Below are 26,432 nucleotides of genomic sequence, written 5' to 3'. Positions count from 1 at the left end.
AAAAGAAGCCACAACATGCGCTATGCAATCGTAACAAGCCCGCGTCATAAAGAAATAGGCGTCATATCTAATACGTTCGATATGACGAAGAACAGTAACAGGAACCACAATGAGTGAAATGACTCAAACTGCCGAAGAGCAGCCAATTGATGAGTTGGTGGGCTGGGTCAAGCAGCATGATTTTTCATTAAACTTGCCACCAGAGCGCTTAGCATTTTTGATTGCTATCGCAGTACTAAGCAATGAAAGGTTCGATGAAGAGTTGGGCGAAGGTGAACTGCACGATGCATTTACCATTGTCACTCGACTGTTTGAAGATACTGGCGAAGCGTCTGCGTTTCGTGCCAACAATGCCATCAATGAGCTAGTTAAACAGAAGTTGATCAGCCGCTTTACCAGTGAAATCACCGATGGTGCGAGCATCTACCGCTTATCACCGTTGGCCGTTGGTATCTCTGATTATTACTTACGTCACCGTCAGTTCTCTAAATTAAAACTGTCTATTCAGCTTTCTATGGTTGCCGATGAGATGGCAAAAGCCATTGAAGCTGCGCAGAAGGGCGGAACTCCGGGGCATTGGAAAAAGAACGTTTACGGCGTGCTCAAATATTCAGTTGGTGAAATTTTCGATCAGATTGATCTTAACCAACGTGTTATGGATGAGCAGCAACAAACCGTTAAGCAGCAAATTGCCGACCTTTTAAATAAGGACTGGCGAGAAGCGATTAATAACTGTGAAGCTTTGCTATCAGAAACTTCTGCGACGCTAAAAGAATTGCAAGATACCTTGCAAGCGGCGGGTGATGAACTGCAAACACAGATCCTCGATATTCAAGAAATTGTTTACGGTGACGATGAACTCGAGTTCGTTGGCGAAACCCTGTTCGGTTTGCAAATGAAGCTTGACCGAATCACCAGTTGGGGTCAGCAAGCAATCGACTTGTGGATCGGCTACGACCGCCACGTTCACAAATTTATCCGTACCGCTATCGATATGGATAAAAACCGTGCCTTTAGCCAGCGGTTGCGTCAGTCAGTCACCGACTACTTTGATGCGCCTTGGTTATTGACCTACGCCGATGCTGAGAAGCTGACAGATCTTCGTGATGAAGCGCTCGTGCTTCGTGATGATGAAGTGATGGGACAAGCGCCAATCGACGTTGAGTACGAAGAATTTGAGCAAGTGAATGATCTGCTTTCAGAACGAATTGCAGAGATGTTAAAAGCTCATAAACAGCAAGGCGCGCCAATTGACCTTGGCCTTGTGTTACGCGATTACCTCGCAGCACACCCTCGCACACACCATTTTGATTTAGCCAGAATTGTTGTCGACCAAGCCGTGCGCTTAGGTTACTCAGCGTCTGACTATCAGGCTATTCAGCCGGATTGGCAGGCAATCAACGATTTCGGTGCAAAGGTACAAGCAAATGTCATTAACAAGTACTGATGATTACATGCCAGAGAAACTGGTAAAAGCGATAGCGAACCCACTGTTCCCTGCGCTAGATAGCATGCTGCGTTCAGGTAAGCATGTTTCAACAGAAGACCTAGATAACCACGCGTTACTGTCTGATTTTGAAGTTGAGCTTCAGCATTTCTATCAACGCTACAATACGGAGCTGGTAAAAGCACCGGAAGGTTTCTTCTACTTGCGTCCGCGCTCTACGTCTCTGATTGGTCGTAGTGTGTTGTCTGAGCTAGACATGTTGGTTGGCAAGGTGTTGTGCTTCTTATATCTAAGCCCAGAACGTCTGGCTCATGAAGGTATCTTCACCAACCAAGAACTGTTTGATGAATTGATGTCGTTAGCGGATGAGAAAAAACTCATGAAGCTAGCAACCAACCGTGCGTCTGGTTCTGACTTAGACAAAGAAAAGTTGTTTGAAAAAGTGCGTACTTCTCTACGTCGCTTACGCCGTATTGGCATGTTGATTGCGATTGGCGAAACCGGCAAGTTCCGCATCAGTGAAGCGGTATTCCGTTTTGGCGCTGACGTTCGTGTTGGCGACGATATGAAAGAAGCGCAATTACGTCTTATCCGTGATGGTGAAGCTGTTGTTCATACCCAAGAGCCTAACCAAGGTAGCTTGTTGAATGAAGAACAAGCGGAAGCCGCATCAGAAGTAGATGCAGGCGTAGACGAAAACGGTCAACAAGACATTTTTAACGATCAAGCTGACTTCGATCTAGAGTCGAACGACGGCGAACAAACAAAAGTAGAAGGTGAAGCATGATTGAAAGAGGTAAGTATCAATCATTAACCATGATCAACTGGAACGGTTTCTTTGCGCGTACTTTTGATATTGATGGATTGGTTACAACGCTTTCTGGCGGTAACGGTGCAGGTAAGTCGACCACTATGGCGGCATTCATCACAGCGCTGATTCCTGACCAAAGCCTTCTGCATTTCCGTAACACAACGGAAGCGGGTAGCTCACAGTCATCTCGTGATAAAGGCCTTTACGGTAAGCTTCAGCCAGGCGCATGTTATGCAGCGCTGGATGTTGTGAACTCTCGTAATCAACGCCTACTGTTTGCAGTAAAGCTGCAGCAAGTAGCGGGTCGTGACAAGAAAGTAGACATCAAGCCGTTCGTTATCCAAGGCCTTCCTAGCCATGTGAAACCAACGGATGTATTGATTCAAAACGTTTCAGACAGCCATGCCCGCGTATGTCAGTTGAATGACGTGAAAGCAGCGGTAGCACAATACGAAGGCGCGCATTTTAAAGCATTTTCTTCGATTGTTGATTACCACTCACAGATGTTTGAATACGGTGTGGTTCCAAAGAAACTGCGTAACAGCAGTGACCGTTCTAAGTTCTACCGTTTGATTGAAGCATCACTTTACGGCGGTATCTCAAGTGCGATTACACGTTCTCTGCGTGATTACCTTCTGCCGCAAAATGGCGGTGTGAAGAAAGCATTCCAAGATATGGAATCAGCACTGCGTGAAAACCGCATGACGCTAGAAGCGATCAAAACGACTCAGTCGGATCGTGACCTGTTCAAGCACTTGATCACTGAATCTACGAATTACGTGGCAGCAGATTACATGCGCCATGCCAACGATCGTCGTAACAAGCTTGATCAAACCATGAAGTTCCGTGGCGAACTGTTTGGTTCTCGTGAAACCTTGCTTGATCAAAACAACTTGTTGAACCGCGTTCAAGAAGAGCTTGAGCTGTTGGTCGATCAAGAGTCAGCGCTAGAGCAAGATTACCAAGCGGCTTCGGATCATCTTCAATTAGTTCAAACTGCACTTCGTCAGCAAGAGAAAATTGCTCGCTACAGCGAAGATCTAGAAGAGCTTAATGAGCGTCTAGAAGAGCAGATGATGGTGGTTGAAGAAGCTCAAGAGCGAGTGCTTCTTGCTGAAGAACAGGCAACCATTACTGAAGAAGAAGTGGATAGCCTGAAAACTCAGCTTGCTGACTACCAACAAGCGTTGGATGTTCAGCAGACTCGTGCGCTTCAATATCAGCAAGCGGTTCAAGCATTAGAGAAAACTAAGCAGCTACTCGGTGATGAATCTATTACCGCAGAGAGCGCATTAACTCTGGTTTCTGAGCTAAAAGCACAAGAAGAATCAAGCACTCAAACGCTACTGTCTACTAAACATAAGCTCGACATGTCTTCTGCTGCCTCTGCGCAGTTCGACAAAGCGCTCGCTCTTGTTAAAAGCATCGTTGGTGAAGTTGAGCGTAAAGAAGCGTCTAACAGTGCTAAGCAAGCTTTAGAAAAAGGCCGTAACGCAAAACACGTTGTTGAAAACGAACAACAGTGGCGTGCTCAGCACCGTGACATGGCTCGTGATGTGGCGCAGCAGCGTCAAGCAAAAGAGCTTGCGACTGAATATCAAAAGCAACACAACATCTCACTGACTGACGAAGCGGTTTTCGATGAAGAACGTGAACGCCATGCAATGCAGATCGAGTCTCTTGAGTACGCTCAAGAAGAGCTGCGTGAAGCGAAGAGTGAGCAACGTCGTGTGCAACAAAACCACGACCAAGAGATTCAAAAACTTGAGTCTATTGCTCCAGCGTGGATCACGGCGAACGACGCACTTGAAGCCCTAAGAGATCAAACAGACGCTGAGCTAGAAGATAGCCAAGCAGTAATGACTCACATGCAGCAAGTGCTTGAAGACGAGAAATCTCAAGCGGTAGCGAAAGATCAATTGGCGACGCGCCGAGCTGAACTTGAGCAAGAGATTGAACGCTTAGCTTCTCCGGGTGGCTCTAACGATCCTCGTTTGAAAGGTTTAGCGGATACGCTTGGTGGCGTTCTGCTTTCTGAAATATATGACGACATTACCATTGGTGATGCACCGTATTTCAGTGCGATGTACGGTCCTGCTCGTCATGCGATTGTGGTCTCTGATCTTGATGGTATTAAAGAGAAGCTGGTGGATCTTGATGATTGTCCAGATGACCTTTACATCCTTGAAGGCGATGTTGATGCGTTTGATGACAGCTCATTCAATGCTGATGAGTTAGAGGGCGCGGTGTGTGTTCAGCTGAACGATCGCCAAATGCGTTACTCTCGTTTCCCTGAGATCCCTCTGTTTGGCCGTGCGGCTCGTGAACAACGATTAGAGAAATTGCGTGAAGAGCGTGATGTTGTTGTGGAAAACCACGCGAAAGCGGCGTTTGATGCACAAAAGCTGAATCGCCTATACCAAGCATTCAATAGCTTTGTTGCTAAGCACCTACACGTTGCGTTTAACGCTGACCCTGAACAGGCACTAGTGTCTATTCGTGACAAGCGTAACCAGATTGTACGCTCTTTGGCTGAATTAAATTCTAAAGAGCAACAGCAACGTAGTCAGCTACAACAGAGTAAACAAGCGTTGGGTGCTCTAGACAAATTAGCACCAATGGTTCGTATTTTAGAAGACGAAACATTGGCTGAACGCCTAGCTGAATTAGAAGCGCAACTAGAGCGCTTGAGCGAAGCTAAGTCGTACTTGAACAACCATGGCAAGGCACTGGCGTCTTTAGAGCAGATCGTTTCTGCACTAGACGCAGACCCTGAACAGTTCGAGACACTAGAAGCACAATACCAACAAGCTGACCAAGCTCTACAAAGCCTGAAAGGTAAAGTGTTTGCTCTGTCTGACTTGATTGAACGTCGTCACTACTTTGCCTATGCGGATTCTGTTGATCTTCTAAACAAGAGCAGCGAACTAAGCGAACAACTGAAAGCGAAATTGGTTCAAGCTGAACAAGCTCGAACGAAAGGCCGTGATGGCTTGAAACAAGCTCGTGAACAGATGAACCAGTACAACCAAGTATTGGCAGCACTGAAGAGCTCACATCAAGCGAAACAAGAAACGGTTCAAGAGTTCAAACAAGAGCTACAAGAGTTTGGTGTCAATGCTGATGAAGGCGCTGAAGAACGTGCTGTACGTCGTCGCGATGAACTGCACGAACGTCTGCATACTTCTCGTGGGCGTAAGAGCGAATACGAGCGTACGATTACATCAACTGAACTTGAGATGAAAGCACTGGCCAAGCGTCTTAAGAAAGTTCAGAAAGAGTACACAGAGCTTCGTACCTTCGTAGTTGCAGCAAAAGCAGGCTGGTGTTCAGTACTTCGTTTAGCTCGTGAGAATGACGTTGAACGTCGTTTACACAAGCGTGAACTGGCTTACCTAACGGCGGGCGAACTTCGCTCAATGTCAGACAAGTCATTGGGTGCGCTACGTCTGGCTGTCGCTGACAATGACGACCTACGCGATTCGCTGCGTCTCTCTGAAGACAACGCGCATCCAGAACGTAAGGTTTTGTTCTACATTGCAGTTTACCAACACCTTCGCGAGCGTATTCGTCAGGATATTATTCGTACGGATGATCCGGTTGAAGCTATCGAAGAGATGGAAGTTGAGCTAGCTCGACTAACAGAAGAATTGACGCAGCGTGAAAATCGCCTGGCAATCAGCTCTGAGTCCGTAGCAAGTATCATCAAGAAAACGATTCAGCGCGAGCAGAACCGTATTCGAATGCTGAACCAAGGTTTGTCTAACATTTACTTTGGTCAGGTTAAAGGCGTACGTCTGAACGTTAAGATCCGTGAAAGCCACGAGATCTTGCTATCAGGGCTAGCGACTCAACAAGAGCAACACAAAGACTTGTTTGAATCAACGCGCTTTACCTTCTCAGAAGCGATGGCGAAGTTGTTCCAACGAGTGAACCCGCATATCGATATGGGTCAACGTTCTCCGCAAGTTCTGGGTGAAGAGCTACTGGATTACCGTAACTACCTAGAGCTAAGTGTTGAAGTTAACCGTGGTTCAGACGGTTGGTTACAAGCGGAATCGGGCGCACTGTCTACGGGTGAGGCGATCGGTACGGGTCAGTCAATTCTATTGATGGTTATTCAGAGCTGGGAAGAGGAATCTCGTCGACTTCGCAGTAAAGACATCGTTCCATGTCGTTTGTTGTTCCTTGATGAAGCAGCACGTCTGGATTCTAAATCGATCTCTACGCTGTTTGAACTGTGTGACCGCTTGGGTATGCAACTTCTGATTGCAGCACCTGAAAACATTAGCCCAGAGAAAGGTACAACCTACAAACTGGTTCGTAAGGTCTTCAAAGATCACGAACACGTACATGTTGTTGGCTTGCGTGGTTTTGCTCAAAACAAGCCAGCATCACCAGTTCAAGAGCTTATCGAAGAAACTGAGCAATAACTTTGATAGCCGAGTTATAACCTTGATAGCGCACCTATAAGCTCGAAAGTGACTCAATGATATTTGTTCAAAGCCCCTAATCATTAGGGGCTTTTTTGTACCTTGAATCTAATTCCTTACTTCTTACTTCTTACTTCTTACTTCTTACTTCTACAGCAGAACCCCTCCCGCCTAATCCTCTCGTCGATACTGATAAGACCTCTCATGCCTTATGGTTATTATCAATGGAACTTGTTTGAGGTCACACGCACAAAACCACAAATAATGTATGGTAATGACATAGGTTTAATAATATTAATAATATTGTATTACTTAAATTTTGATTGTTGATAACTCGCGTGTGCGAAAGGTAAAGGTAGGACTTAGGTATGATTCAAATCGTTATTGATGGGAAATATCGAATCGTCGATCAAGGGCAAACCGTTCTTGAAGCGGCAAAAACATGTGGTTTAGAGATCCCATCTTTATGTGGTTTGAACAAAACAGCGGATAAAGTACCGTGTGACTTGTGTGTTGTTGAAGTTGATGGCGTTGGTGTCACTCGTTCTTGTGAGCTTGAAGTGTCTAATGGGCTGAATATTACCACTCAGTCAAAACAGTTAACGATTCATCGACAAGAAGCACTAAATCGTATCATGACAGATCACTACGCTGACTGTGAGGCGCCATGCCAAACGGCTTGTCCTGCTGGCGTTGATATCCAGTCTTACCTCCATCATATTGCTCAAAATGATCACATTAAAGCGATTGAGGTGATCAAAAAGACACTACCAATGCCACTTTCAATTGGTCGAGTATGTCCTGCTTTCTGTGAAACGGAATGTCGTCGCAACTTGGTCGATGAATCCATCGCGATTCGTCAACTCAAACGACACGCTGCCGACGCAGATTTAGCCGCTCAAGAGAGCTACATGCCAACTAAGAAACCAATTAAAGGCAAAAGTATTGCGATTGTTGGTAGTGGCCCCGGTGGTCTTACAGCAGGTTATTACCTATCTAACGAAGGCTACGATGTCAGTGTTTATGAGTCGATGCCCAAAGCGGGAGGTTGGCTGCGTTACGGTATCCCTGAATATCGCTTACCTAAGTCGATTCTAGATAAAGAAATCGAACTGATGTGTCGTAATGGGATGTCGGTAGAGTGTGATAAAAAGCTCGGTGTTGATTTTACATTGTCTGATTTGAGTAACGATTTTGATGCGGTTTGTTTAGCCGTTGGCGCGTCGAAAGCGGTTGAAATGAATTATCCGGGCAGCGAGCTTGGCGGTTGTTACCTAGGCGTCGATTATCTGAAAGATTACGTGACCGATCAGCAGTATGTCACTGGTAAAAAGGTTGCAGTGATCGGTGGCGGTAATACCGCGATTGACTGTGCTCGAACAGCGGTTCGTGATGGCGCTGATACCACGCTGATTTATCGTCGCACTCGAGACGAGATGCCGGCAGAAGATTACGAAATCGAAGAAGCTGAGCATGAAGGCGTGAAATTCCACTTCTTAACCAACCCGGCAGAAAACATAGCCGATGAAAATGGTCATGTATCAGAAATACGATTAGAGCGTATGGCTTTGGGACCAGCAGATGCCTCTGGTCGTCGTAGCCCTAAACCAACGGGCGAATTCTTTGTTGAAGCGTTTGATACGGTTATTGCTGCCGTGTCGCAAAAGCCGGATCTGAGCTTTATGGACAATGAAGCGATTGATATTCCTCTTACTCGTTGGAATACCGCTGATGCCGATCCGCAAACCATGCATACAGGTACCGGCAATATCTTTAGTATCGGTGATTTCCGACGCGGCCCTGCAACCGCAGTGGAAGCGGTGGGGGATGGGCGCATTGCTGCACAGGCGATTGATCGGTTCTTTCATGGCGACATGGATAATATTCCGGTTAAACCGTTTAATTCAAGAAAGCACAAGCAGCTCAAAGCGGTGGATCCTGAGCAATACAAATCCATACAGCGTATGGCGCGTAAGATCATGCCAGAGCTAACCCCCGAGCAGCGTGAACAAAGTTTCGACGAAGTAGAAACAGGGTTTGATAATGCCGATGCAATTGCGGAAGCAGCAAGATGTCTAGAATGTGGTTGCCAAGCCAATACCGATTGCGACCTACGAGACTACTCGACCGAATACAAGGTAACGCAAACACATCCAGAGTACAAAATCGATATGGCTTCGAATGAGAGTTGGCAGGCGATTCGTGCAGAAGAAGCGAAGGTCGGTTTAACAAGACAAAAATTTGCAGTTGATGACAGTTCAGAATTTATTATCTTTGATGCCAACCGCTGTATCAGTTGCGGCCAGTGTATCCAAGCGTGTCGCGAACAGAATGTTCATGGCGTTTTAAGCTTCATGAATCAATCTGATGGCAAGCCTGCATCAAGACCTGAATGTCGTCCTAATTTTGGGGCAGACAAGACCTTAATGGGCGACTCAAACTGCGTTCAATGTGGATCGTGTATTCAGGCGTGTCCAACCGGTGCAATGGTGGATGCTCGTGATAGAAAGCAGGGAGACACAGACCTACTCAAGAAAGTCGATACCATCTGCACCTATTGTGGTGTGGGCTGTAAGCTAACCATGCATATCGATGAGCAGACAAACAAAATCCGTTATATCGAAGGCGGTGACTCTCCGGTTAATGAAGGCATGTTGTGTGTTAAGGGGCGATTCGGCTTCGATTTTGTGGGCAGTGATGCGCGTTTAACCACACCATTAATTCGTAAAGATGGCTGGTTGCAACCTGCAAGTTGGGAAGAAGCGATTAAGCTCATTGCTGATAAATTTACCGCGATTAAACAGGGCTTTGGTAGCAATGCTTTGGCGGGCTTCTCATCGGCGAAAACCACCAATGAAGACAACTATGCCTTCCAAAAATTCATACGCCGTGAATTAGGCACTAATAACGTCGATCACTGTGCACGTCTTTGTCATGCTTCTACTGTTACCGGTTTAGAGGCTTCGCTGGGTAGCGGGGCGATGACCAATGATATTCCAAGTATCAAGCATTCAGATGTGATCTTTATTATCGGTTCAGATACTACTTCAGCACACCCAATTATTGGCTCGCACATCAAGCAAGCGGTGAGGCATGGTGGCGCACGATTGATCGTTGCTGATCCAAAACGAATCGATATTGCTGACCATGCTGAGCTTTACTTAGCGCACCGACCGGGCACTGATGTGATGCTGATTAATGGTGTGATGCAGCAGATCATCAAACACGGTTGGTACGATCAAGATTATATTGATGATCGTGTTGACGGCTTTGATACCTTATTGCAGGAAGTCATGTCACCAAGCTATTCACTTGATAAAGTTGAATTAGTGACTGGCGTGAAAGCGGAAGATATCTTCGCGATGGCTCGCTTGATTGGTACTGCAGAACGCACCGCAGTGTATTATTCGATGGGTATTACGCAACACACTACTGGTCACGACAACGTACGTTCAATCGCTAATCTACAACTCTTGTGTGGCAACATTGGTATCGAAGGCGGTGGTATAAACCCATTACGTGGTCAATCCAATGTTCAGGGCGCGTGTGATATGGGGGCATTGCCGAACAACCTTCCAGGTTATCAGAAAGTGTATAACCCGATAGTTCGTCAAAAATTCGCGATGGAGTGGGGTGTTTCTGACTTACCAGCGGAAGCGGGGTTAACGCTCACCGAAATTATTGATGGAGCGTGCCATCGAGATGTTCGCGGTCTGTATGTCATGGGTGAGAACCCAGTGTTGAGTGACCCAAATCAAGCGCATGTGATTGAAGGCCTTGAAGCGTTAGATTTCCTAGTGGTTCAAGATATTTTCTTAACCGAAACCGCTCAGTATGCCGATGTGGTTCTGCCGTCTTGTTCGTTTGCTGAAAAGTCTGGCCACTTCACTAATACAGAGCGCCGAGTCCAACGTATTAATCCTGCTGTTAATCCGCCCGGTGACGCGAAAGAAGATTGGGTGATTATTCAAATGCTAGCCAATGCAATGGACGGCGGTTGGGACTATAAAACCGTTGCTGATATCACCAATGAGATAGCACGTGTAACGCCGCAGTATGGTGGTTTACGTTGGGAGAATATTACGGTGAACGGCGTCCAATGGCCAAGTAATAAGAATAACCCTGACGGTACACGCATCATGCACCAGACTCAATTTACTCGCGGGCGTGGTCAAATGGAAGCGATTCCGTTTAGATACGCAGCAGAACTTCCTGATGCGGAATACCCGCTAGTATTAACGACAGGTCGCATCCTAGAACAGTTCCACACCGGGACCATGACACGTAAAACCAAAGGGCTTGATAACTTGGCAGGACCACGTGCTATGGTGAGTGTTCATGATGCCGAAGCGTTAGGGATCTCGAATGGCCAGATGCTCAAAGTATCAACCCGTCGTGGAGAAATTGAAATCGCGGCATTTGTCACTAAGCGAATGCAAAAGGGGGTGGTATTTATTCCATTCCATTTTGTCGAATCTCCAGTTAACCGCTTAACTACGACTGCAACCGATCCGCACGCTAAGATCCCAGAGTTTAAGGTGGCGGCAGTCCGCATTGACCCAATTCGTGAGCCTGAAGCCGAAACAACAGAAGCTTAGTTCCGAGCGTTAAGCTAATTAACGATAGGCATTAAAAAGCCGCGTAACTCTCAGAGTTATGCGGCTTTATTTATTGAGCTAGATTCGGTGTCAAATGACCGAGTTAGTCGCTTAGTTTGAAGCGAGTTCGTTACCGTGAACACCAAATTGCTTTGCGGCGTATGCCACGCGCTCTGCAGGTTTTGGATATTCAGCTGGCGTGCCTAGGTTTTCAATATGATGCAAGCGAGGCAATAAACCCGCGCCGTTTGCAATCTGTATTGCTAATCCTGGACGAGCGTTTAGCTCTAGTACCATTGGACCTTCTTCTTGGTCTAAAACCATGTCAGTGCCCATGTAACCAAGGCCTGTCATTTCCCACGCGCTTGATGCTAGCGTAAGCAGTTTTTCCCAATGCGGTACTTGAAGTTGTGCCAACTCTTTGTCCGTGTCCGGGTGGTGAGTCACAGGGTGGTCAAATTGAACCGCACGAACGGCTTTACCCGTCGCGATACAGATGCCCACACCCACAGCGCCTTGGTGCAAGTTTGCCTTGCCGTCAGAAGCTGAAGTAGAAAGACGCATCATCGCCATCACAGGGTAGCCTTTGAATACGATAATTCGTACATCGGGCACACCTTCATAACTGAAGCCATCAAAACACTCGTCAAACTTGATGAGGTTTTCAACCACGGCTACGTCGTTCTTACCACCCAGTGAGAAAAGACCCGCGAGAGCGTTACTGATGTGACGCTCTACGTCTTCTTCATTGATAGTCGAACCCGATGGCTTGGTATAAACACCATCCTTGTGAGAAATAACAACAAGGATACCTTTACCACCACTACCTTGAGCGGGCTTGATTACAAACCCCGGCCACTCTTTAACCATCTTGTGGATTGTTTTTACTTCAGCTTGGTGACCAATAACGCCAATCAGTGTTGGTACGGTTGCACCAGCTTGTTCAGCAATAATCTTAGTCTTAAGCTTGTCATCAACGAGTGGATACTTGGAACGATCATTGTAGCGACCAATATAGCTATGGTTACGCTTGTTCATTCCCATTATGCCTTTGTCTTTCAACTTAAACGGTGAAGTAAATTGATCAAACATAACTTAGTCCTCCGCTAGCGGTTTAAAGCGACGAAGCTCGGTTAGACGGTAGCCTGTGTAGTTACCTAGTAGCAAGATGGTCGCTAGAATAACAAGCTGTAAACCAATAAAGTTAAACGTTAAATGCTGGATGAACGGGTTAGTCATGCCTAAGTAAACAAGAACAGCGGTAAATAGAGAACCACCACCTTGTAGCACTACCTCTTTCGCCCCTTCTTCTTCCCAAAGGATAGACATACGTTCGATAGTCCAAGATAGGATAATCATTGGGAAGAACGTAATCGATAGACCTTCGGTCAGACCGACTTTAAACGCCACTACAGTAAACACAGAGATAATCATGATTACCGTAATGATTACGGCGGATATCCTGGCGACCAGTAGCAAGTTGAGCTTGGATAAGTAACTTCGAATAATAAGACCTGTACCTACGATAAGTAGGAAGCCGACAATACCCGTTACCAATTGTGTTTGTACAAAGGCTACTGCAATCAGTACAGGCATGAACGTACCAGACGTTTTCAGGCCGATGATGACACGTAGGAACACAACAATCAGAGCACCGATAGGAATCAGCATGATGGTTTTAAACATCGCTTGCTCTTCTAGCGGCAGACTATGAATGGAAAGGTTTAACAGTTGATCCGCAGAGACTTTACTGTTGGTTGCTTCAGTGGGAGTCACCTCCTGAGCAATCATTGAGAAGTGAACTTTACTGTTCTGACCGCCAACCACGTCTAATAGAGATACATTTGATTCATCCCAAATTAGCAGGTTTGGCTGAACTTGCTGTTCGCTTGATTCAGGAGAGAATAAAACCCATTGGTCGTTATCCCAGATCTGGTTCATTTGCTGGATAGATTGACGACGACGTCCATCTTCTAGCTCGATAACACCAACCACTTTATTGTGAATGTTTGCTGCTGAAAGTAGCTTGTGTGTTGCTTCAACTTTGCTCATGTTATTCAGAATCAGCGCAGAGTTTTGGCTGTCTGGATCATTAAGCGTTTTGATAAGTTCACGAGTGAAGGTGATGTTGTCTGCTGAGCGCTTGGTTGCTCGGTCAATCAGTGCCAACGCTGCCGCTTCTTCTGGACCATCAAAGCTTGGTTGCGTAATTTCACCTTCTGGTGGTATCGCATCAATTTTTGCTTGGTTATCAACTAGGAATTGAGTCTTGTAGTAGATAGTTTGCGGGCCATCAGCGTGGCGAATAGACCATTCTGCACGACGACCTGACTCGGTGTTCAAGTAAGAGATGCCGTAACCTGGAGATGAAGCTGACTCACCAATAAGTGTATAATTAGATTGAGTGTGAGGAGCAGCTAATGAAACTTTTGCTTCTTTACCAACCGCATTGAACTCGATACGAGCTTCAACGTCCCAAACCTGCCTGGTTTCCCCTGGAGTCCAAGGTACGCCGTAGGTGGTATGTCTGAACATACTCAGTGTTATACCTGCCACGATGAGCAGGAAAATAGAGATATAAAATGGAATTCTTGACGTCATAGCTTACCCTACTATTGTTATTTAACTTCCGTTTGTACGTACTTTTTACTTACATCTACTAGCGCTATGTCTTTGATAAATTCGCGCCCTAGTAATACAGGGTGACTCATTTGAGAGCGATCCGCCAATGTAAATTGCGCTTTTTCATGGATATTTCCAACTTTTACCCATAATTCGATCACAGCTCGACGTTCTGTCTGGTCATTCGTTGACTGACGGATTTTTACATACCGCACAACGGGCGCTTCAATCCATTTTTGGTCTTCTACGGCTTGTGCTTTATCGGCCAAATGGAATCTCACCCAGTCTTTACCGTTACGTTCGAATTCTTTGATGTCGACAGCATTTAAAGAAGAGGTGGTTGCGCCAGTATCAACACGCGCATCAAAGCTCTGTTTGATCGAGTCGATAGACACTTTTTCGATTCCGCCAAGGATGGTCGGTTGTAACGTAGTAGTGACAGGAGTAGCGGTAACGACGACTGGTTCTTCTTCCTCTAGCTCTTCAATAACCTTATGTTCCATGCTGGTCAGATGAACATCTAATTGACTAGAAAGAGTGGTGATTTCGTCTTCTAAGCTTTCAATATAATCACTTTGATTACTTAATTGCAGTTCAAGAATTTGAACCTTATTTGCGATGTTTGTCTCTGAGCGGGCAATAGCGTCGAGAGTTTCTTGGTGGTAGGTAGCACCGTTCGTGAGGGTACAACCAGAGAGCAAACCAACCGCCACGATAGGCGATAATCGCTTAAACATATAAAAAACCTTTGAGAATTAGAGAATAGTTCAGACTATTTAGTAGTTTATCCCACAAAAAAGGACGCGTGAAGCATCCTATTGTAAGAGTCTGGTCATATTGAATCGCTATGTGAGCGCTACGAAAATTATTGTGATCTGAGTTCGTTCATTTGTTAAGCATGAGCACGGATTTTATACAATTCATGCTCTTGCTAATCAAAACTTACACATATAAATAACTAAGACTTAGTGACCACAGACTTCATGGCTTTGGTCTTATAGAAATTACGGTTTCGTCGCAACAAGAACAGCACGTCTCGGTGCCGGGTGACCCTCAACCGTTTTACTTGGATCATTCGGATCGAGGTAATCTGGAAGGGAGTTGTGTGTCATCCATTCTGTTGTGCGTTGTTCGCCAATCGTCGTGACATTTTCGTCAACGATACGCACGTCTTCAAAGCCAACCTGTTCTAGCCAGCGTTTCAGTGCGCGAGCAGAAGGGAAGAAGTACACATTTCTCATTTGCGCGTAACGGTCAACAGGGACTAATACCGCATTCTCGTCACCTTCAATCACCAAGGTTTCAAGAACCAACTCACCGCCAGAAGCCAATTGGTCTTTCAGCTGAATCAAGTGATCCAGTGGTGAACGACGGTGATACAACACACCCATGCTAAATACAGTATCGTAGGCTTCTAGTTTTGGCAGTTGCTCAATACCTAAAGGTAATAGATGAGCACGTTGGTCATCGCCCATTAACTTACGAATCGCTTCAAACTGAACCAAGAATAGGTGAGAAGGGTCGATACCCACCGTTAGGCGTGCGCCTTCACCTAGCATGCGCCACATGTGGTAACCATTGCCACAACCCACATCGAGCACAGAGCGGTTTTTCAATGGAGAAATATGAGGAAGGACACGGTCCCATTTCCAGTCACTGCGCCACTCCGTATCGATATGGATATCGTGAACGGTGTAAGGACCCTTCCTCCACGGGTGGAAGGTCTTTAGTAAGCTTTCTAACTTCTTAAGTTCACCTGTGTGAAATGGTGTCGAGCTACCAATGGTTACTGAGTTTTTCAGATCAACTTGGTCAGGCACGCCTTGGGGGATTTTATTCAGTGCACGTAACCAACGGTCGAAGTCACCGTGCTCTGAATTTTGCCAATCCGTCAGCTGTTGAGGAAGAACATTGAGCCATGGCTGTAGGCGAGTGTCTTGGGCAATGAGTTGATAAAAGTTAGCAAAATTAAACATGAATAATATTAACCGTTGTGGAATTCATAATGTGTACAGCCTTATAGCCATAACACAGGAAATTAAGGGCTAAAGTATGAGAGTTTCAGACTTTAGCCAATTGTGGTTCAGCGCTATTTAATCGCGAACATTGAACCAAAGTTGAAGCATTGGAACCACACTTCGCTGCTTGAGAAGCCAATCTTATCAAAGCGTTCCTTGTGGACAGGGATCGAGTCTGGACGCATCACGTTTTCGATTGCACTGCGTTTTTGGCTTACTTCAAGTTCGCTGTATCCATTGGCACGTTTGAAATCATGGTGCAGGTCGATAAGCAGTTCATTTGAACTTTCATCTTCGAATACGTATTTTTCTGACAGAATTAAGATCCCGCCCGGGCGCAAGCCTGCATAAATTCTCTCAAGCAGAGCGTATCGGTCGTCTGGAGACAGAAATTGCAGCGTAAAGTTAAGAACCACAACAGAGGCGTCTTTAATTTCTACTTCACGGATGTCGGCTTCAATGACTTTAACTGGCGTGTCACTGCGATAAGCATTAACGTGCAACTTGCAGCGTTCAACCATCGCTTGTGAATTATCAACAGCGAAAATGGTGCAGCCTTCTTGCTGAATATGGCGACGCATCGAAAGTGTCGCCGCGCCAAGAGAGCAGCCAAGGTCGTAAATATTTGAATGTGGCTTTACAAAGCGCTCAGCCAGCATGCCGATTGCGGAGATAATGTTGCTATAACCAGGCACCGAGCGTTGAATCATATCCGGAAATACTTCAGCAACCCTTGCATCAAAGGTGAAATCACCAATTTTATCAATAGGAGCGGAAAAGATATTGTCTGTGTTGCTCATGGCATTTTCTCTCGACAGTCAGCGTAATTGGCACAAAATTCATACCAAATAAAAGGGGACGTATTTTACGTAAAAAAAGCGCGGCTGTCACGAAAACTGAGATTTAGCTCAAGGTTCGAAGTTACTGATAGGTGAGGGGTTAAAACATCGAGATTTGGTGATTGCCTTTCTGTGCTGGAAATTGAGCGAGATCAGGCAAGATAAGTGATGTATTTTCAGATACTTGCTTTTGCAGCTGTTTATAAATAGCAATCGCCAACTCAGGGGCGTGATTGTTGTCTGGTGTGTGAATCATTAAATAAGGCTGCTTACCTTCATTTAACCAAGTCGGTAATTTCGCAAACCAAGGTTTAAAGAAAGCCAGATTGGGTTCCTGATCTGGATGACCAATAAAACGAACCATCGGATTATTGGCGGTCGCAATCGCATGCACGGGAACGCGCGGCTTTTTCTGATGAGCATCGATCACCGCTTCCGTTGTTGGTGGTGCGGAGAAAACGGGACGGCTATCCATAATAATGCGATTGATCCCTTCTTCTATTAACCAATGATTGAAGCGCTTTTCCGCATCACCCTTATCAAAAAAACCAAGGTGACGAACCTCTACACCGAGCTGCATATTTTTGGGGAACAAGGTACAAAACTTTTGCAGGGCAGGGAGCATGCTAGGTTCAAAACTGTGTGGTAGCTGAATCGTCCATTGGCCAATACGGTCGTGGAGTGGCGACATGGTCATTAAAAACTCTTTGAGCTCGGCTTGGCAGTGCCTAAGTTGTTGCTGGTGGGTGATGAACTTTGGCAGCTTGAAGGTAAACCTAAAATCACCGTGACTGGCGGCTTTCCAGTTGTGAACGGTCGACATACTCGGTGTGGCGTAGAAGGTCGTGTTGCCTTCAACCGTATGAAAAACTTGTGTGTACTTCTCTAAGCGTTCAGTAGGTTTTGTTCCCTTACCATAGAACTGACTTTGCCACTCGGAATGAGACCACATGGTTAATCCAAGTCTTAGAGGTAAAGTTTCTGTTATTACACGATCATCCATCTATTACACCGTTATTCATCACGCTATCAGTCATTACAAAAAGTTTTTGGTTTGAAATTAGGGCGTGTTGATCTTTCGAGCTGGTTTTTGCAGCGAGTTGCTGGGTATTTATACAAGGCAGAGGCTTTGATGTGTAGCTAGCCTACATGAGAAGCCGATAACGTAGTAGAAATACCCAGCAAACGCTGCCCGAAGGGTTCGGCTAAAAGCGTTTTACTCTTTGTTGAGGGAGATTTGCTTAGAATGACTAGGCTACTTTTCCCTCGCCGCGATTAAAACGCTTTTATCTCGAACAAAATTTAACCACGAAAGGTCAACGCGCCCTAAAATCTACTTTACGAGAGTTTTGCTGATTAAGGTACTTTCGAGATATAATTAGCGCAATTTTTTCGGTTTTGATGAATCTTTGCGCACTTGATGGGCTAAAAAGCAGCAAAGCCAGATAAAACACAATAAATTCGAATGTGGAAGGTCGATTTTAAGCGAGTTTCCGCGTATAAATGTTCCTTTGCTCTGTTGTGTGGAATGACCACTGACAGCTTGGAAACTAGTAAATAATTAAGAGATTGGGAAATTCATTATGCGTACCCATTACTGTGGTAACCTGAACAAGTCCCTGGCGGGACAAACTGTAGAATTGTGCGGCTGGGTAAACCGTCGCCGTGATTTAGGCGGTCTTATCTTTATCGATATGCGAGATCGTGAAGGCGTCGTTCAGGTTGTTGTCGATCCAGATATGAAAGATATCTTCCCGATCGCTAACCAACTGCGTAATGAATTCTGTATCAAATTTACTGGTGAAGTACGTGTTCGTCCTGACAGCCAAGTAAATAAAGATATGGCGACGGGTGAAGTTGAGCTTTACGCAACTGGCCTTGAGATCATCAACCGTTCAGAAGCGCTTCCACTGGATTTCAACCAAACGAACTCTGAAGAACAGCGTCTTAAGTACCGTTACATCGATCTTCGTCGCCCAGAAATGAGCGATCGTATTAAGCTTCGTGCACGTGCTTCTAGCTTCGTTCGTCGTTTCCTAGACGAGAATCTATTCTTAGACATCGAAACACCAGTACTAACGAAAGCGACACCTGAAGGCGCTCGTGATTACCTAGTACCAAGCCGTGTTCACAAAGGTAGCTTCTACGCACTTCCTCAGTCTCCTCAACTGTTTAAGCAATTGCTGATGATGTCTGGTTTTGACCGTTACTACCAAATCGTTAAATGTTTCCGTGATGAAGATTTACGTGCTGACCGTCAGCCTGAATTTACTCAAATCGATATCGAAACATCGTTCCTGTCTTCTCAAGAAGTGCGTAACATCACTGAGAAGCTAGTTCACGATATGTGGAAAGAGCTTCTAGATGTTGAACTGGGCCAATTCCCAGTAATGCCTTTCTCTGAAGCGATTCGTCGTTTCGGTTCTGATAAGCCAGACCTACGTAACCCACTAGAATTAGTAGATGTTGCTGACTTGGTTAAAGACGTTGAGTTCAAAGTATTCTCTGGCCCTGCGAACGACGAAAAAGGTCGCGTAGCGGTTATCCGTGTACCAGGTGGTGCTAAGCTAACTCGTAAGCAAATCGACGGTTACGCAGAGCACGTAAACATCTACGGCGCGAAAGGTCTAGCGTGGATGAAGGTTAACGACCGTGCTGCTGGCATGGAAGGTATCCAATCTCCAGTTGCTAAGTTCCTAAACGAAGACGTAATCAACGGTCTTCTTGAGCGTACTCAAGCTGAATCTGGCGATATCATCCTATTTGGTGCAGATAAAGCGAACATCGTTGCTGAAGCAATGGGCGCACTTCGTATCAAGCTAGGTGATGACTTAGAGCTAACCGATAAGAAAGCGTGGGCACCTCTTTGGGTTATTGATTTCCCAATGTTCGAAGAAGATGGCGAAGGCAACCTTCACGCAATGCACCACCCATTCACATCACCACTTGGTGTGAACGCGGAAGAGCTAAAAGCAAATCCAGCTGCAGCTAACTCTGATGCATACGATATGGTAATCAACGGCTACGAAGTAGGCGGCGGTTCTGTACGTATTCACAGCGCAGAAATGCAAACGGCTGTATTCGGTATCCTAGGTATCGAAGCTAAAGAACAACAAGAGAAGTTCGGTTTCCTACTTGAAGCGCTTAAGTACGGTACGCCACCGCACGCAGGTCTAGCATTCGGTCTTGACCGTTTAGCAATGCTTCTTTGTGGTACAGAGAACATCCGTGACGTTATCGCATTCCCGAAAACAACAGCTGCAGCATGTCTATTAACAGACGCGCCAAGCCTAGCAAACCCAGCATCACTGGAAGAGCTAGCAATCGCTGTTAAATTGGCTGAGAAGAAAGAGCAAGCGTAAGCCTGTTATCTTTCTCGTTGATGAAGAGATCCTAGTTGATAGAGAGCTCTTAATTAATTAGCCAAGATTTGTGAGTAAATTAGAAAATGCCCGTTAATTTGACGGGCATTTTTTTTTGCGTTCGATATACTAAGCTGAAAAGCATGTATAAATAATCAGTATTGAAGTTATGTCTATTATCTTAGGGATTGACCCTGGCTCTCGCATTACCGGCTATGGCGTGATTCGTCAAAATGGTCGTCATCTATATTACTTAGGTAGTGGTTGTATTCGTACTTCCGAGAAAGAACTGCCAGGTCGTTTAAAGCAAATCTATGCGGGCGTGAGTGAGATCATTACTCAGTTTCAGCCTGACGTATTCGCCATTGAACAAGTATTTATGTCTAAGAATGCCGATTCAGCACTTAAGCTTGGACAAGCTCGTGGTAGCGCGATAGTGGCAGCCGTGAATGCGGATTTACCCGTACATGAATATGCGGCAAGGTTAATCAAGCAAGCGGTAACAGGAAACGGCGGTGCAGATAAGTTAATGGTTCAAAACATGGTAATGAGTATGCTTAAACTGCCAGCGAGACCACAAGCCGATGCTGCAGATGCTCTCGGTGTGGCTATTACTCATGCTAACACCAACAAAACCTTAATCGCATTGGCTGGTAAGGCAACAGGCGCTCGAAAAGGGCGTTACCGTTAAATCTCATTCTATTGTTAGTTCCTAATATTCTGCCTTTTAAACTTATTCTATTGATGAGCCTTACAGCCGGTTTGGCTCATATCAACACAATACGCCGCTAAATCCTTGATGAAATGAGATCTTTCGGACATAACCCAGATAATAACATTGCGTATCATTTAACATGTTATTAACATTGGTCGGAGGTCTTACAAGTTAATCAAGGATGATCACTGATGAACCCAATCAAGCTGTGGCGCGCGCTGTTTCTACTCAAAAGCAATGGGTGGAGTAACAATGAAGTCAGACAAGCCGATATCTTATTACTCTTCACTTTTATCGCATTCTTCGTGGGCGTCTATAGCTTAATCAAGTGGACTAAGCACGAAGAGCAACTTCTGATCGCCACATCTGTATTTCTTATCGTATTCGAACTGATCTCTGCACTGCTACTTCGTGTGACGAGTAAGCCGAGCCTTGCACTTAACTTTGGTTTTGTCGGCATGGCTGTCCACGCGTTGAACATCATTTACCAAAGCGGTGGGGTTGTGGCTTCCACTCAAGCTTATTGGGTGCCTTTGTTAGTGGTCGCTTTCTTCTTATCTGGAACACGAATTGTGGCTTTGGTGTGGAGTGGACTGGTTATCGGTGTTTCATTAGTGATGACCTCAGCACATCTCAATGGATTTGTATTTCCCCAGCTTGAGCTAACCCCTGATGCGGTAGTGGTAGAAACTTGGTCTGGTGTGATTATGCCGCTGGTGGTGATCTGCATTGCCCAAGCATTTACTGCGAAACAGAAAGAGGTGGCGATCGAAATGGCAGAGGATGCGATTTCAGAAAGCCAACACGTTGCCAACCAAGCTACGCAAAGTGAAGGTCGACTTTCCATTGTCCTTGACCAAGCTAACTCAAACTCTGAAAGTTTACAGGGCGTATCTATTCATTTAGACCAGCAGTCGCAAGATCTGCATGCTCAAGTTGAGGTGTTGAACATCAATTGTGAATCTCAGGCGAGTGCAGCAGAACAGATGAGCCAACAACTGCATCAAATGACTCAAGGTATCGAAGAATCCAATTCATTTGTGGGTGAACTGAAAGAGCGCAGTGAAGCGGTTGGAACCAAAGCGCAAAAGAGCTCTGAGTCACTAGAAGCCTCAACCAGTGCAATCAGCCAGATCATTCAAAGTAATCAAGAGATCATGAAAGTCGCCGATTTGATTACTTCCGTAGCCGAACAAACCAACCTATTAGCACTCAACGCAGCAATAGAAGCCGCTCGAGCCGGTGAACAAGGACGAGGCTTTGCTGTTGTGGCCGATCAAGTGAGAGAGCTATCGGCGAAAAGCAGTCATTCAGCAATAGAAATTCGAACCTTGTTAGATCGCAGTAAAGAAGAAGTAGAAAACGGTCGAGCCATTATTGAAACTACGGCGAATGAAATGAACGGCATCATCTCAGAGGTGCAAACCATTTCTACTGATGTTAATCAGCTCACCAATATCATGGCTATGCAGATGAGCTCTCTGAAAGAACTCGATCTCGCGAGTTCAGAGGTGGCGCAGAGTGTGGCAGAAACTAAATCTGTATCGGGTTTAGTAGCCAATTATGGTTCTGAATTAACAGGCCATGTTACTTCGGTAAAAGAACTGGTTGAAAGCCTGAATAGTGTGGTTTCCCAAGCTAAGCAAGCTTAAATAAATCACCTTAATAAACACAAAGAACTGGATAAGCATCCAGTTCTTTTATATTCTGTCCCTCAAATAATATTCCATCAAGAGAGTGAATTGTGATCGGACGCCTACGCGGTACATTAATAGAAAAACAGCCACCAGAGTTGCTAATCGAAGTCAGTGGTGTTGGTTATGAAGTACAAATGCCAATGAGCTGTTTTTATGAATTACCAAACGTTGGCGAAGAGGCAATTATCTACACTCACTTTGTCGTACGTGAAGATGCGCAGCTACTTTATGGTTTCAATACGGTAAAAGAGCGTGCTCTGTTCCGTGAAGTCATCAAAGCAAATGGTGTAGGTCCTAAGCTAGGTCTTGGCATACTTTCAGGCATGACCGCTAGCCAGTTTGTTCAGAGTGTTGAACGTGAAGATATCTCTACGCTGGTTAAACTTCCTGGTGTGGGTAAGAAAACCGCAGAACGTCTGGTTGTTGAAATGAAAGACCGCCTGAAAGGGTGGGGCGCAGGTGATCTGTTTACGCCTGCAACGGATGCTGCGCCAATGGACTCGATGCCAGCGGTTCACGATGCTGAAGAAGAAGCGGTAAGCGCACTACTTGCGTTGGGTTATAAACCGACTCAAGCCTCTAAAGTTGTTGCTCAAGTGGCTAAAGATGGCATGACCAGCGAACAATTGATTCGCGAAGCACTGAAGTCGATGGTTTAATACCTCATATACTTGTTCTACAAAATAGACTCATTCACTTTGCCTGTGCGCAGAGTTAGGAATAACAGAATTTATGATTGAAGCCGATCGCCTGATTGCACCGGATAATCCGGTCTTTAAAGATGAAGATGTTATCGACCGTGCAATACGTCCAAAGGCGCTAGCCGACTATCAAGGTCAGGACCACGTTCGTAACCAGATGGAGATTTTCATTCAAGCCGCTCAAATGCGAAATGAAGCTCTGGATCATCTGTTGATTTTTGGCCCTCCCGGTTTAGGTAAAACCACGTTGGCAAACATTGTTGCCAATGAAATGGATGTGAGCATCCGTACCACTTCAGGCCCTGTTCTAGAGAAAGCCGGTGACCTTGCGGCGCTACTGACTAACCTTGAAGAAAATGATGTGCTGTTCATTGATGAGATCCACCGTCTGAGCCCAGTGGTTGAAGAGGTGTTGTATCCCGCAATGGAAGATTACCAATTGGATATCATGATTGGTGAAGGCCCTGCGGCACGTTCTATCAAGATTGATCTTCCTCCTTTCACTTTGATTGGCGCAACCACTCGCGCTGGCTCACTGACGTCTCCGTTACGTGACCGTTTCGGCATTACCCAGCGTCTTGAGTACTACAAAGTAGAAGATCTTCAAAATATCGTTCAACGCAGCGCGGATTGCCTTGGCCTATCTCTGGAGTCTGAAGGTGCATTAGAAATTGCTCGCCGTGCGCGTGGTACACCACGTATTGCTAACCGTCTACTACGTCGTGTTCGTGACTATGCGGAAGTGAAAGGCGATGGACATATTTGCCCAGACGTTGCAGATAAAGCACTCAACATGCTGGATGTCGATGCTAAAGGTTTCGACTACATGGATAGAAAGCTTCTGCTTGCGATCATGGAGAAGTTTGGTGGTGGTCCGGTTGGTATCGACAACATGGCAGCTGCGATTGGTGAAGAGAGAGACACCATTGAAGATGTGTTGGAGCCTTACTTGATTCAGCAAGGTTACTTACAAAGAACGCCAAGAGGTCGAATCGCGACCGACAGAGCGTATTTACACTTCGGAATAGATAAACCTTCTAATCGTTAACTTATTCATTTCTAAAGATCCCAGTTGCATAAGCGCTGGGATTTTTTGCTTTTTACTGAATAACAACTCTTTGAGCGATTCGATAAAAAGGCTGAATAGCCTCTGTCAAAAATGAAAACTTTGATTGCAGGTTTGATTTGGCTAGCAAAAAATGAAATAAGTTGTCATATTTTTTGTTAATACTTTATAGGTAGTTGTAATTCGTATGTTGAAGTGGTGCTGAGCTTTTGTCACAGATATCATGCGCTGTTATTAACAGAGGCTAAATTGGTGTGATTTTAATCATGATTGTACAAAAATAACTCTAATTTGCTCGAATAAAATTGATACAAATCAACGCAAGGTTCTCCTATAAACCTTTTGAAACATACTGATTTTACCAGTAATATTAGCGCCAGCTATATTAGCTCATGCTTAACAATAATCTAACTATAACGGTACGTTTTTGCTACAAATTTCAATTTGTAATAACAATTACATAAATTGTTTTAACATGGATTTTTGCGGTGAATAATCACACAAGTGTCATTCAGCCGACACAAAGGAGTTACCATGATTGATGTTGTTGATCTGTCGCGATTGCAGTTTGCATTTACAGCGATGTATCACTTCCTATTTGTTCCACTGACCTTAGGTATGGCATTTCTTCTTGCCATTATGGAGTCAGTATATGTAATGACGGGCAAACAAATTTACAAGGACATGACCAAGTTCTGGGGTAAATTGTTTGGTATTAACTTTGCTCTTGGTGTAGCGACAGGCTTAACCATGGAGTTTCAGTTTGGTACAAACTGGTCTTACTATTCTCACTACGTTGGAGACATCTTCGGTGCTCCGCTAGCTATTGAAGCGCTTGTTGCATTCTTCCTAGAGTCTACTTTTGTTGGTCTTTTCTTCTTCGGTTGGGACAGATTGTCGAAGCGTCAGCACTTAGCGGTAACGTGGTTAGTAGCACTTGGCTCTAACTTCTCAGCGCTTTGGATCTTGGTAGCGAACGGCTGGATGCAAAACCCAGTGGGTGCGGAATTTAACTTTGAAACCATGCGTATGGAAATGGTGAGCTTCGCTGAAGTTGTACTAAATCCAGTAGCGCAAGTTAAATTCGTACACACAGTGGCGTCTGGTTACACAACGGGTGCAATGTTCATCCTTGGTATCAGCTCATACTACATTCTTAAAGGTCGTGACCTTGCCTTTGCTCGTCGTTCTTTTGCGATTGCAGCATCTTTCGGTATGGCGGCGATCCTGTCAGTAATCGTACTAGGTGATGAATCTGGCTACGAGCTTGGTGAAGTTCAAAAAGTGAAGCTCGCTGCGGTAGAAGCAGAGTGGCATACTGAAGAAGCACCAGCCGCATTTACTGTTTTTGGTATTCCAAACCAAGAAACAATGAATACTGACTACGCAATTAAAATCCCATACGTAATGGGCATCATTGCAACGCGTTCGCTTGATACTGAAGTAACGGGCCTACGTGACCTACGTGATGATCACGTTGATCGTATCCGCACTGGTATGTACGCATACGAGCTGCTTGAAAAGCTACGTTCAGGCGACAAGTCTGAAGAAAACATCGCAGCGTTCGACGAAGTGAAAGGTGACCTAGGTTACGGTCTGCTTCTTAAGCGCTACACAGATGACGTTGTTGATGCAACAGAAGATCAAATCCAAATGGCTGCGGATGATTCTATCCCAACAGTTTGGCCTCTATTCTGGTCATTCCGTCTGATGGTTGCTTGTGGCTTCATCATGCTGTTTGTATTCGGTGCGGCGTTTGTTCAAACGTGTCGTCAGAAGATCGAACAGAAACCATGGGTACTTAAAGCGGCGCTATTCTCAATCCCACTACCTTGGATTGCGATTGAAGCAGGTTGGTTCGTTGCTGAGTTTGGTCGTCAGCCATGGGCGGTTGGTGAAATCCTACCGGTTAATGTGGCTGCATCAGCACTGACTATTGAACAGCTTTGGACTTCTCTATTCGCGATTCTGGCACTGTACACAGTGTTCTTGATTGCTGAAGTTTACCTAATGCTGAAATTCGCACGTAAAGGTCCAAGTAGCTTAAAGACAGGCCGTTACCACTTCGAACAAAACGATAACTCTGTTGAAGACAAAGTTAGCCGTTCAGTCGAAGTATAAGT

Annotated in this window: 16 protein-coding genes; 10 read left to right on the top strand and 6 right to left on the bottom strand. The window is 45.3% G+C overall.

The genetic code is table 11. The features are described from left to right. Nucleotides 1–109 precede the first annotated feature (109 nt). The 4 genes from mukF to fdhF all read left to right on the top strand — a co-directional run bounded on the left by mukF (nucleotide 110) and on the right by fdhF (nucleotide 11,289). Entirely contained in the window at nucleotides 110–1,447 is a 1,338-nt protein-coding gene (mukF, locus tag L3V33_RS08650) for a chromosome partition protein MukF (RefSeq protein ID WP_017083938.1), read from the top strand. Beyond that, nucleotides 1,428–2,234, top strand: coding sequence for a chromosome partition protein MukE (gene mukE, locus L3V33_RS08645; RefSeq protein ID WP_065204897.1), 807 nt, complete (start codon nucleotides 1,428–1,430; stop codon nucleotides 2,232–2,234). The genes mukF and mukE overlap by 20 nt, the downstream gene beginning before the upstream one ends. After that, nucleotides 2,231–6,691, top strand: coding sequence for a chromosome partition protein MukB (mukB, locus tag L3V33_RS08640; protein ID WP_237290250.1), 4,461 nt, complete (start codon nucleotides 2,231–2,233; stop codon nucleotides 6,689–6,691). Before mukE ends, mukB begins: the two co-directional genes overlap by 4 nt. 368 nt (nucleotides 6,692–7,059) lie before the next feature. Continuing rightward, the gene (gene fdhF / locus L3V33_RS08635) at nucleotides 7,060–11,289 is read left to right on the top strand and encodes a formate dehydrogenase subunit alpha (RefSeq protein ID WP_237290249.1); all 4,230 of its coding nucleotides are present in this window, start codon (nucleotides 7,060–7,062) and stop codon (nucleotides 11,287–11,289) included. A 111-nt stretch (nucleotides 11,290–11,400) separates the two neighbouring features. On the opposite strand, the gene L3V33_RS08630 is transcribed toward fdhF, so the two are convergent. The 6 genes from L3V33_RS08630 to L3V33_RS08605 form a co-directional block, all read right to left on the bottom strand. Beyond that, nucleotides 11,401–12,381, bottom strand: a complete 981-nt coding sequence (locus tag L3V33_RS08630) for an alpha-L-glutamate ligase-like protein (RefSeq protein ID WP_004736463.1) — start codon at nucleotides 12,379–12,381, stop codon at nucleotides 11,401–11,403. A gap of 3 nt (nucleotides 12,382–12,384) precedes the next feature. Next, complete coding sequence (locus tag L3V33_RS08625) at nucleotides 12,385–13,890, bottom strand: inactive transglutaminase family protein (RefSeq protein ID WP_004736464.1); 1,506 nt, start codon at nucleotides 13,888–13,890, stop codon at nucleotides 12,385–12,387. A 17-nt stretch (nucleotides 13,891–13,907) separates the two neighbouring features. Continuing rightward, a complete protein-coding gene (locus L3V33_RS08620; RefSeq protein WP_102455586.1) occupies nucleotides 13,908–14,648 on the bottom strand; it encodes an ATP-dependent zinc protease in 741 nt (246 codons plus the stop codon). Nucleotides 14,649–14,915: 267 nt separating this feature from the next. Next, entirely contained in the window at nucleotides 14,916–15,887 is a 972-nt protein-coding gene (gene cmoB / locus L3V33_RS08615; protein WP_237290248.1) for a tRNA 5-methoxyuridine(34)/uridine 5-oxyacetic acid(34) synthase CmoB, read from the bottom strand. A gap of 113 nt (nucleotides 15,888–16,000) precedes the next feature. Continuing rightward, nucleotides 16,001–16,729: a carboxy-S-adenosyl-L-methionine synthase CmoA gene (gene cmoA, locus L3V33_RS08610; protein WP_237290247.1), complete on the bottom strand. Its 729-nt coding sequence runs from the start codon at nucleotides 16,727–16,729 to the stop codon at nucleotides 16,001–16,003. A gap of 139 nt (nucleotides 16,730–16,868) precedes the next feature. Further along, nucleotides 16,869–17,771 carry a DUF72 domain-containing protein gene (locus tag L3V33_RS08605; RefSeq protein ID WP_237290246.1) on the bottom strand — a complete coding sequence of 301 codons (903 nt, stop codon included), beginning with the start codon at nucleotides 17,769–17,771 and terminating at the stop codon, nucleotides 16,869–16,871. Between the two features lie 580 nt (nucleotides 17,772–18,351). Between L3V33_RS08605 and aspS the strand changes: the two genes are divergently transcribed. The 6 genes from aspS (at nucleotide 18,352) to cydA (ending at nucleotide 26,430) form a co-directional block, all read left to right on the top strand. Then, the gene (gene aspS, locus L3V33_RS08600) at nucleotides 18,352–20,130 is read left to right on the top strand and encodes an aspartate--tRNA ligase (RefSeq protein ID WP_237290245.1); all 1,779 of its coding nucleotides are present in this window, start codon (nucleotides 18,352–18,354) and stop codon (nucleotides 20,128–20,130) included. A gap of 169 nt (nucleotides 20,131–20,299) precedes the next feature. Further along, nucleotides 20,300–20,821: a crossover junction endodeoxyribonuclease RuvC gene (gene ruvC / locus L3V33_RS08595; protein ID WP_237290244.1), complete on the top strand. Its 522-nt coding sequence runs from the start codon at nucleotides 20,300–20,302 to the stop codon at nucleotides 20,819–20,821. A gap of 215 nt (nucleotides 20,822–21,036) precedes the next feature. Next, complete coding sequence (locus L3V33_RS08590) at nucleotides 21,037–22,497, top strand: methyl-accepting chemotaxis protein (RefSeq protein WP_237290243.1); 1,461 nt, start codon at nucleotides 21,037–21,039, stop codon at nucleotides 22,495–22,497. Nucleotides 22,498–22,589: 92 nt separating this feature from the next. Then, on the top strand, nucleotides 22,590–23,201 hold the full coding sequence (gene ruvA, locus L3V33_RS08585; protein WP_017111036.1) for a Holliday junction branch migration protein RuvA: 612 nt from the start codon (nucleotides 22,590–22,592) through the stop codon (nucleotides 23,199–23,201). 73 nt (nucleotides 23,202–23,274) lie between these two features. Further along, complete coding sequence (gene ruvB, locus L3V33_RS08580; RefSeq protein ID WP_017083931.1) at nucleotides 23,275–24,291, top strand: Holliday junction branch migration DNA helicase RuvB; 1,017 nt, start codon at nucleotides 23,275–23,277, stop codon at nucleotides 24,289–24,291. Nucleotides 24,292–24,843: 552 nt separating this feature from the next. Then, complete coding sequence (cydA, locus tag L3V33_RS08575; protein ID WP_004736475.1) at nucleotides 24,844–26,430, top strand: cytochrome ubiquinol oxidase subunit I; 1,587 nt, start codon at nucleotides 24,844–24,846, stop codon at nucleotides 26,428–26,430. Nucleotides 26,431–26,432 lie beyond the last annotated feature (2 nt).

Origin of the sequence: Vibrio sp. A2-1, assembly GCF_021728355.1 — a bacterium.
Taxonomy (GTDB): domain Bacteria; phylum Pseudomonadota; class Gammaproteobacteria; order Enterobacterales; family Vibrionaceae; genus Vibrio; species Vibrio splendidus_K.
Note: the sequence above shows the minus strand (reverse complement) of the source record. Positions and strands in the feature narration are given on the sequence as shown.

Coding starts and splice junctions, on each gene's coding strand:
- ruvC (WP_237290244.1), top strand. CDS start 20,300: ATGTCTATTATCTTAGGGATTGACCCTGGCTCTCGCATTACCGGCTAT.
- L3V33_RS08625 (WP_004736464.1), bottom strand. CDS start 13,890: ATGACGTCAAGAATTCCATTTTATATCTCTATTTTCCTGCTCATCGTG.
- cmoB (WP_237290248.1), bottom strand. CDS start 15,887: ATGTTTAATTTTGCTAACTTTTATCAACTCATTGCCCAAGACACTCGC.
- L3V33_RS08605 (WP_237290246.1), bottom strand. CDS start 17,771: ATGGATGATCGTGTAATAACAGAAACTTTACCTCTAAGACTTGGATTA.
- L3V33_RS08630 (WP_004736463.1), bottom strand. CDS start 12,381: ATGTTTGATCAATTTACTTCACCGTTTAAGTTGAAAGACAAAGGCATA.
- aspS (WP_237290245.1), top strand. CDS start 18,352: ATGCGTACCCATTACTGTGGTAACCTGAACAAGTCCCTGGCGGGACAA.
- L3V33_RS08620 (WP_102455586.1), bottom strand. CDS start 14,648: ATGTTTAAGCGATTATCGCCTATCGTGGCGGTTGGTTTGCTCTCTGGT.
- L3V33_RS08590 (WP_237290243.1), top strand. CDS start 21,037: ATGAACCCAATCAAGCTGTGGCGCGCGCTGTTTCTACTCAAAAGCAAT.
- mukB (WP_237290250.1), top strand. CDS start 2,231: ATGATTGAAAGAGGTAAGTATCAATCATTAACCATGATCAACTGGAAC.
- cmoA (WP_237290247.1), bottom strand. CDS start 16,729: ATGAGCAACACAGACAATATCTTTTCCGCTCCTATTGATAAAATTGGT.
- ruvB (WP_017083931.1), top strand. CDS start 23,275: ATGATTGAAGCCGATCGCCTGATTGCACCGGATAATCCGGTCTTTAAA.
- cydA (WP_004736475.1), top strand. CDS start 24,844: ATGATTGATGTTGTTGATCTGTCGCGATTGCAGTTTGCATTTACAGCG.
- fdhF (WP_237290249.1), top strand. CDS start 7,060: ATGATTCAAATCGTTATTGATGGGAAATATCGAATCGTCGATCAAGGG.
- mukF (WP_017083938.1), top strand. CDS start 110: ATGAGTGAAATGACTCAAACTGCCGAAGAGCAGCCAATTGATGAGTTG.
- mukE (WP_065204897.1), top strand. CDS start 1,428: ATGTCATTAACAAGTACTGATGATTACATGCCAGAGAAACTGGTAAAA.